This is a genomic window from Janibacter sp. CFPM2_SD2, from assembly GCF_057364645.1.
On record NZ_JBNFOF010000152.1, the window covers coordinates 1 to 7,758 of the forward strand.

Sequence of the window (7,758 nt, forward strand, 5' to 3'; positions counted from 1 at the left end):
CGGGCGGCACCGGAGACGGCCGAAGTCGGCCGGCCGAGTGCGGCCAGAAGGCCCGCCTTGAGTCAGTAGAGAAAGTCCTCACGATATGCGTTCTGACTGCCAGGTCCGCTGCCAATGTTGCCAGCAGTGACTATCGGACCACCAAAGATCTGTTTGACGGCGGAACGGGATGTCGGCAAACTGCCCAACATGTCTTTGGAGGATGAAGGGGTTCAGCGTCTTCGTGCGGTGGCCCACCCGGTTCGGCTGCAGATTCTGTCGCTCCTGACGGGTGAGGACATGAGTGCTGCGGACATCGCCCGCGCTCTGGACCTCACGCAGGCGAACGCGAGCTACCACGTGCGCGTCTTGGCGAGGGCGGGTCAGGTCGTCGAGACGGGCGTGGAAAAGGTGCGGGGAGGCCGAGCGAAGAAGTACCGCTACCTGCCGGGCCTGGACGAGCCGACGGGGGCGGGCGGGAGCTCGAGCTCACCACCTACGGACGAGCAGGCACTTGTGGTGGAGGCGTACGCCACCGAGCTGCGGCGTCGATTTGCCCTGCGGCAGCCGGGTGGCAATGTGACCGGCACGGACGCCGAGCTGTGGCTCGAGCCGCAGGTGTGGGAACAGGTCGTGGAACTGGTGCACCAAGCATCGCTGCTGGCCCACACCAGCGCACTGCCGGCACACTCCCCAGGCGCGCTGCGGACCTCGTTCACCTCGACGCTGTTCGAGATGCGCGACGGCCTGGAGGACGCGTGAGTCGGGCAGGCCATCCCCTAGCCGTCCTACGAGATCGCCACTTCCGCTGGTTCTGCACGTCAGACGCAGTGGACCTTTTGGGCACCAGCATGGCACCGGTCGCGTTGGCATTCGCCGTGTTGCATGTCGCCGGCTCCGCCCAAGCGCTGAGTCAGGTGCTCGCGGCCTACATCGGTGCGCAGGTGGCATTCGTGCTCGTCGGTGGTCTCGCCGCTGACAGGTACCCGCGCACCCTGGTCCTTCAAGGTTCCAACGTGGTGAGTTGCCTGGCCCAGGGCACCGTCGGGGCACTGGTGATCACCGACCGGGCCACCATCACGGCGCTCGTGGTCCTCGTGGCCATTGGTGGCGCCGCATCGGCATTCGGCATGCCGCCACTGAGGGGGTCGTCCCCCAGCTCGTTACCCGAGAGCACCTGCAACAGGCCAACGCGATCATGGCCTTCGGACGCCGCGGCTCGATGGTCCTTTGGGCCGGCGATCGCGGCTTGCTGGTCGCAACGGCAGGGCCAGGCTGGGCGATCATCGCCGACGCCGCCACCTTTCTGCTCGCGACCCTCGCGTTGGCCCGCGTCCACCTGCCGCCTCGCACGGTCGCGACGGGCTCGAGTGAGTCGGTCTCGTTCTTCGGACAGTTGCGTGAGGGCTGGACCCACGTGCGCAGCCGGACCTGGTTGTGGGCGGTCATCGCGGCCTTCGGTGTCATCAACGCGATCCAAGCCGGCGCGTGGGGTGTTCTCGGGCCAGTGATCGCCAACGCCAGCCCACACCTGGGGGCACGCGGCTGGGGACTGGCCGTCAGCGCCCAAGCCGTCGGTGCCATTGGGATGACGCTGCTCCTGATGCGGCTACCTCTGAACCGGCCACTCCGGCAGGGCATGGTGGGCGTATCTGTCATGGCGATCCCGCTTGGCCTGCTCGGCTTCAGGCCCGAGGCGTGGTTCCTCGCGACCGCAGCAGTGCTCGGGGGAGCAGGCATAGAGATCTTCGGGACCGGTTGGCGGACCGCTCTGATGGAACAGGTCCCCCCGGATGCCCTGTCACGCGTCGCGAGCTTCGACATGCTCGGGTCATTCATCGCCATCCCGGCCGGCACCCTGCTCTACGGCTGGCTCGGCACCCGGGCCGACGTGGCGACAGTGCTCGTCATCTCCGCCATCGTCTACGCCACCACCGCCCTAGCAACCCTGCTCGTCCCCAGCGTGCGTCGCCTACAGCGCCTCTCCAGTTCGCCAACCACGCTCACATCAGGATCAGTGCGTTGAAGTCACTCACCTTGCGATAGCCACGGGCAATCTCCTAGTGGTCGCGCGAGCCCCGATCGATCCCTCGATGGTCAACTTGGGGCCAGACGAAGTCTTCAGGGTGTTGAAGCTGGGTTCGCGCCTGGTCGGCGTTCATGGTGTCCGGGTGTTCGGCGATCTCGGCCGCGAGGTCGAGCCGCTCAGGGTTGCTGACCAAGACACGCCACTGAACCTCAACAGAGCGGTCATTCGCCATCGGCGTCAGTGCCTCGTACGGCAGGCGACGGGAGGCAGCAGCGGCGGACCTGACGCGGGCACGCCCGTCCTGCGCGAGGGCCTGAAGGACGTCAACGGGCACCGCATCGTTCAGCGCGACGCTGGCCCTGACCAGGGGATGGGGGTCATTCGCCAGACGCCGGAGAACTCCTTCATCGGTAGCCGCCTCCGCTAGCCGCTCTCTGACCGAGTGGGCGGGGTCCTCCAGGATCTGCTCAACCTGTGCCGAGCTCACGTCGTCACGTTGTGCCGCGAGACCTCGAACATCGGGGTCCGTGCACGACAAGGCAATTCGGCACGCTTCTAGGCTCGGGTTCTCCGCCACCGCAAACCGGACTTGCCATCGGTCATCTTCGACGAGCCGCGCTAGGACGTCCGGCGGCGTTGAAGGGTTCTCCGCCGCCGCGGTCCGCACCTTCGGAGATCGGTCATGGGCTGCGTCGACCAGCGCATCCATGCTGGCACTCGGGTCCCCCGCAGCTAGGGCGCGATCATTGACTGACGGCACGTTCCCCTCCTCAACACAAGCGTTCGGCACGTGGCGAACTCAGGGCAGACGGCTGCGCGGGTCACGTGGATGGCCAGATCATCACCGAAGAGTCAGGGTTTGGTCAAGGATTGCCGCGAAAGATGCGTCAGCCATTTGCGGGCGGCAACGTTGATAGCGCGGATCGACATTCACATACGAACGGGATATTTCCCTTGGGGGTCGGCTCCCCAGCCTCGGGCCCAGTGCGCTCGCATGACAGATGGCCGCTACACACACTCGACAGATCCGCGCCCGCACCCACCCCATCGTGGTGGCTGCGTCCGGCGTTGAGCGGCCTTGCGGCGCCGGAAGATTCGACTTCTTCCCTTGCCGCACTTCCCACAGTCCGGGTGTGCCGCGTGAACCCAAGGCCAGCAGCACCGTTCACGCGGCACACCCTTCTGGTTGGGAGGGACCGTGCACACCGACACCAGGCCCGTCCCTGCCGGCCCGGACCGCTTCCCCGGCTTCAGCGAAGACGCCCCGCTCGACGTGCCAGCCCTCACCCGCGCCGGCACCCCCGAGCTGCTCTCCTCACGCATCGCCGACGGCACCATGGACGCCTTCTTCGATGCCCTGGCCGGCACCGGCAATTGCGCCCACCCCATCCGCTTGGCCGGCTCCACGACCACGGTCGAGACCACCACCGGGCAGGTCCTCTCCACCTTCGACACCCGCGACCTGCCCTTCGGCGTCCTGCACCGCCCCTGCGGCAACCGCCGCGCGTCGGCCTGCCCCGCCTGCTCCCGCGTCTACGCCAGAGACACCTACGCCCTGATCCACGCCGGCATCAACGGCGGCAAGACCGTCCCCGCACACGTCCGCGACAACCCCCTGCTCTTCGTCACCCTCACCGCCCCCTCCTTCGGGCCCGTCCACGGGCACCGCCGCGGACGTGCCTGCCGCCCGCGACTCGCGACGACCAACACGCTGCCCTCACGCGGCCCACGTGGTGCGGGCTTGTGCACGACGAAGACGACCACGCCAACGGGTCCCCGCTGTGCTCCGACTGCCACGACACCGCCTCGGCCGTGATGTGGCAATGGCACGCCCCCGAGCTGTGGCGCCGCTTCACCATCGCGCTACGCCGCAGCATCGCCCACCACCTGCACGTCCCAGAGGGCCGCCTGAGCGAGCACGCATCCGTGCAGTACGCCAAGGTCGCCGAGTACCAGACCCGCGGACTGATCCACTTTCACGCCCTCATCCGTCTCGATGGACCCTCCGCCGCAGGCACAGGCTCCCCCGCCCCGGCCACCCTCACCGGCCACGACCTCGCCGACCTCGTCCGCGACGTCGTCCCGACCGTGACCGTCCTGGCCGAACCCGTCGACCACGACGACACGCCCCGCGTCCTCGCGTTCGGGGCCCAGGTCGACGTGCGCACCGTGCGCGCCGGGACCCGCACCGACGACCCCACCGGCCCACTGACCCCCGGCCAAGTCGCCGGATACCTCGCCAAGTACTCCACCAAGGACTCCGGCAGTCTGCACGGCCACGGACAAAACCGGCCCCACATCATCGCCCTGCAACACCAGTGCCGTCAGATGGCCCAGCGCGCCGCAGCCTTCCACGCCCCCCAGCACGACTACCGCCGCATGCACAAATGGGTGCGCTGCCTCGGCTTCCGCGGACACTTCGGCACCAAGTCCCGCCGCTACTCCATCACCCTCGGAGCACTACGCCGCGCGCGATCACGCTGGCAAGAACTCGCCGCCCAGTCCCGACGCACCGGCACCCCCATCGACACCCGCGACCTCGAATCCCGCCTCCTGGCCGACGACGCCGACACCACCACCCAAGTCATCGCGTCCTGGACCTACGCCGGCACCGGCTGGCGCGACGACACCGAAGAAGCCCTCGCCCTCGCCGTCGCCGCGCGCTCCCGCGAATACGACCTGTGGAAAGCCCAACGACGCACCACCCGACGTGGACACTAGAGACAGGGGAAGAACATGGACCAGAGCACGCCGACGCCAGACGAGGCCGAACTGCCTCGGCTGCTGACCACCAAGGACGTGGCGCGAGCGGTGCAGGTCTCGCCGTCGACGCTGTGCCGTTGGCGGCACTCCGGGGAGGGGCCGCGCGTGACGTGGCTGTCCCCCTTCATCCCGCGGTACCGCCGCGAGGACGTCGACGCGTGGCTGAGGAAGGCGGCGGCGTGAGCATCCAGAAGACCCCGAACGGGCGCTTCCGGGCCAAGTTGAAGAGCGGACGGGTCAACGTCGCCAGCCGTGTCTTCGACACCCAGCGAGAGGCCAAGGCGTGGCTGGCGCGCGAACGTGCAGCGCTGTCCGGTGGTGTCGACCCCCGGGCGGGTCGGCAGCGGGTCCGCGTCCTCGTGGTGCAGTGGCTCGAGGTCCGGCGCACGACGGTGGCCGCGAAGACCTATCGGGCAGACCAGGACCTGTTGCGGCTGATGCCGACGAGCATGCTGGCGCTGCACGTGTCAGCGGTCTCGGGTCGGGAGGTCGCGCGCTCCTTCGAGAGCCTCCTCTCTGACGGTCTTGCCGAGAGTTCGGTCAGACGCTTCCGAGCCAGCCTCTCCTCCTTCTTCGCATGGTGCGTGCGCGAGAAGATCGTTCTGGCCAACCCGGTCATGGGTGTGACGGTGCCGAAGCAGTCCGGCGAGGTCGAGGAGATGGATCCCTTCACCGAGGAGGTCCTCGAGGAGGTCCACGCCGCCTGGGCCACGGCCTCGCCGCATCTCGCGGACCTGCTGCTGGTGCTGGCCTGGACGGGCTTGCGGTGGGCGGAGGCTCGGGCGATGCGGGTCGAGGACGTCATGCAGGTCCCGACTCCCGGTCTGCTCGTCCGACGCTCGCAGCCGGAGGGTCAGGCAGTGAAGGCCACCAAGGGGCGGCGGTCGCGTCGAGTGCCCTTGGCCAACCGGGTGCTGCCGATCGTGCTGCGGCTGTCGGAGGGCAAGGCCCAAGGGGACCTGCTCTTCACGACCGAGCGAGGGGCGCAGCTGCACCGCTCTGCTGTGCTTCGCTCGGTCCACTGGCCGACCACGGGTCGGGGCCGCCGGATCCACGACCTGCGGCACACCGCGGCGTGCCTCTGGCTGAGCCGTGGAGTCGACCCCGGGACCGTGCAGGCGTGGATGGGTCACGAGTCCATCGCGACGACGAACAGGTACCTGCACTTCCTCGGCACGGGCGCAGACCGAGCGGGTCTGGACCGGCTGAATGCCACGCCGGGGGGCACCGGGGGGACACATCGCGAGGCGGGGTCGGAATGACAAAGCGAAACCCCGGCCGATTTTCCAGCGTTTTCGCTGGTCGGCCGGGGTGTCCCAGTGGTGGAGCTGAGGGGATTCGAACCCCTGACCTTCTCATTGCGAACGAGACGCGCTACCAACTGCGCCACAGCCCCGAGAACGACGGCAACCATAACACCGGGGTGGCCGAGGCTCGCAATCCGGGCGACTAGAGTCGGCGGACCATGGACCTGTGAGGAGCCGCATGAGCGACCAGCGCCGCCCGAAGGGGGTGCGGCTGCCCCGCATCACCCGCCGCCTGCCCCAGCTGCCGGCGGCTCCGCCGCCGGAGCGGCAGATCGTCATCCAGACCACGCCGCCGACACCGTCGGCCCCGCCGACGGTGCCCCCGACCTTCCGCGCGGCCTCGGAGTGGGTGTGGCGCTCGCTGATCATCGGCGTCGGGGTCCTCGCCCTGCTGTGGCTCATCTCGAAGCTCTCCGAGGTCGTCTTCCCGGTCATCATCGCGCTGCTGCTCGCGGCTCTGCTCGAGCCGCTCTACCAGCGCCTGCGGATCGTCCTGCCTCGCGGGCTGGCCGCGGGCGTCACGGTGCTCGGCACGCTCGCGGTCCTCGTCGCGCTCTTCAGCTTCGTCGGCAACCAGTTCACGACCCAGCTGGGCGACATCGTCGGGCAGGTGACCCAGGGCGTGAACCAGTCGCGCCAGTGGATCGTCGACACCTTCGGCCTCACCGAGGGCCAGATCACGACCTGGCTGACCGACCAGTGGGCCAAGGTCAGCCAGCAGCAGGACGTCGGCGCCGGGCGACCCAGGCCGGCCTGACCGTCGGCCACCTGCTCACCGGCTTCTTCCTCGCGATGTTCTCGCTCTTCTTCTTCCTCTACGACGGCCCGGGCATCTGGGCGTGGATCGTGCGCCTCTTCCCCCGCGGCGCCCGCGCCAAGGTCCTCTCCTCGGGCGCCATCGCGTGGAACCAGCTCAAGGCCTTCACCCGCGCGACGATCCTCGTCGCCGCGACCGACGCCCTCGGCATCGGGCTGGGCGCGCTCCTGCTGGGCGTCCCCTTCGCCTCCGGCATCGCGCTGCTCGTCTTCGTGGGGTCCTTCGTCCCGATCGTCGGCGCGCTGCTGTCCGGCTTCGTCGCGGTCGTCCTGGCCTTCGTCGCCAAGGGGCCGATCACCGCCCTGATCATGCTCGGCGTCGTCGTCGCGGTGCAGCAGCTCGAGTCGCACGTGCTCCAGCCCCTGCTCCTCGGCCGGGCCGTGCGGGTCCACCCGCTCGCGGTCATCCTCGCCATCGCGACGGGCATCATCGTCGGCGGCGTCATCGGTGCTCTCGTCGCGGTCCCGACCGCGGCCGTGCTCAACGCCGTCGGCCACAACCTCCTCGACCCCGTGCCGGAGGACGCCGACGAACCGTCAGACCTCGTGGAGTCACCTGCCGAGGCGGCGGAGATCCGTGAGGACGTCGCCGAGGCGGACGAGCGGGCCGAGCTCGACCCGGGAGAGTCCCCCTACGACGTCTGAGGGACGAAGGGGGGTCAGCCCCAGCCCGCGATGGCCGGCAGCTCGTCGTCCTCGACGTCGATGACCTGCGGCACGTCGTCGGCGGGCACGGCCGGCGCGGCCGGAGCCGCCATCGGGGCCGGCTCGGGACGGTGGGCGGCAGCCTTCATCGTGTAGACGGGGCGCGGCACGGGGGTGGGCTGCCAGGTGCCCGGCTCCGGCTCGGCCTCGACGATCGGG

The 7,758-nt window shown here is 69.2% G+C and carries 7 protein-coding genes, 1 tRNA gene and 2 pseudogenes; 7 read left to right on the forward strand and 3 right to left on the reverse strand.

From position 1 onward, the window contains the following. Positions 1-114: 114 nt before the first annotated feature. Together AC2W7J_RS13335 and AC2W7J_RS13340 are read left to right on the forward strand one after the other, a co-directional pair. On the forward strand, positions 115-741 hold the full coding sequence (locus AC2W7J_RS13335) for an ArsR/SmtB family transcription factor (protein WP_485982968.1): 627 nt from the start codon (positions 115-117) through the stop codon (positions 739-741). A gap of 262 nt (positions 742-1,003) precedes the next feature. Beyond that, positions 1,004-2,005, forward strand: coding sequence for an MFS transporter (locus AC2W7J_RS13340; protein ID WP_485982970.1), 1,002 nt, complete (start codon positions 1,004-1,006; stop codon positions 2,003-2,005). A 34-nt stretch (positions 2,006-2,039) separates the two neighbouring features. On the opposite strand, the gene AC2W7J_RS13345 is transcribed toward AC2W7J_RS13340, so the two are convergent. After that, entirely contained in the window at positions 2,040-2,717 is a 678-nt protein-coding gene (locus AC2W7J_RS13345; protein ID WP_485982971.1) for a hypothetical protein, read from the reverse strand. A gap of 627 nt (positions 2,718-3,344) precedes the next feature. Here AC2W7J_RS13345 and AC2W7J_RS13350 point away from each other — a divergent pair. The 3 genes and pseudogenes from AC2W7J_RS13350 (at position 3,345) to AC2W7J_RS13360 (ending at position 6,033) form a co-directional block, all read left to right on the forward strand. After that, positions 3,345-4,729 (forward strand): annotated as a pseudogene (locus tag AC2W7J_RS13350) (replication initiator). A 15-nt stretch (positions 4,730-4,744) separates the two neighbouring features. Continuing rightward, positions 4,745-4,954 (forward strand): helix-turn-helix transcriptional regulator, encoded by a 210-nt coding sequence (locus tag AC2W7J_RS13355; RefSeq protein ID WP_084451355.1) that lies wholly within the window; start codon positions 4,745-4,747, stop codon positions 4,952-4,954. Beyond that, complete coding sequence (locus AC2W7J_RS13360; protein ID WP_485982974.1) at positions 4,951-6,033, forward strand: tyrosine-type recombinase/integrase; 1,083 nt, start codon at positions 4,951-4,953, stop codon at positions 6,031-6,033. The genes AC2W7J_RS13355 and AC2W7J_RS13360 overlap by 4 nt, the downstream gene beginning before the upstream one ends. A gap of 58 nt (positions 6,034-6,091) precedes the next feature. On the opposite strand, the gene AC2W7J_RS13365 is transcribed toward AC2W7J_RS13360, so the two are convergent. Then, positions 6,092-6,167: transfer RNA gene (locus AC2W7J_RS13365), tRNA-Ala, on the reverse strand. A gap of 89 nt (positions 6,168-6,256) precedes the next feature. Between AC2W7J_RS13365 and AC2W7J_RS13370 the strand changes: the two genes are divergently transcribed. Both AC2W7J_RS13370 and AC2W7J_RS13375 read left to right on the forward strand, forming a co-directional pair. After that, a complete protein-coding gene (locus tag AC2W7J_RS13370) occupies positions 6,257-6,835 on the forward strand; it encodes an AI-2E family transporter (protein WP_485982976.1) in 579 nt (192 codons plus the stop codon). Further along, positions 6,778-7,539 carry an AI-2E family transporter gene (locus AC2W7J_RS13375; protein WP_485982978.1) on the forward strand — a complete coding sequence of 254 codons (762 nt, stop codon included), beginning with the start codon at positions 6,778-6,780 and terminating at the stop codon, positions 7,537-7,539. The genes AC2W7J_RS13370 and AC2W7J_RS13375 overlap by 58 nt, the downstream gene beginning before the upstream one ends. A 14-nt stretch (positions 7,540-7,553) precedes the next feature. Here AC2W7J_RS13375 and AC2W7J_RS13380 read toward each other — a convergent pair. Then, positions 7,554-7,758, reverse strand: a pseudogene (locus AC2W7J_RS13380) (hypothetical protein); the annotation flags it as partial.

Coding starts and splice junctions, on each gene's coding strand:
- AC2W7J_RS13335 (WP_485982968.1), top strand. CDS start 115: ATGTTGCCAGCAGTGACTATCGGACCACCAAAGATCTGTTTGACGGCG.
- AC2W7J_RS13345 (WP_485982971.1), bottom strand. CDS start 2,717: ATGGATGCGCTGGTCGACGCAGCCCATGACCGATCTCCGAAGGTGCGG.
- AC2W7J_RS13355 (WP_084451355.1), top strand. CDS start 4,745: ATGGACCAGAGCACGCCGACGCCAGACGAGGCCGAACTGCCTCGGCTG.
- AC2W7J_RS13370 (WP_485982976.1), top strand. CDS start 6,257: ATGAGCGACCAGCGCCGCCCGAAGGGGGTGCGGCTGCCCCGCATCACC.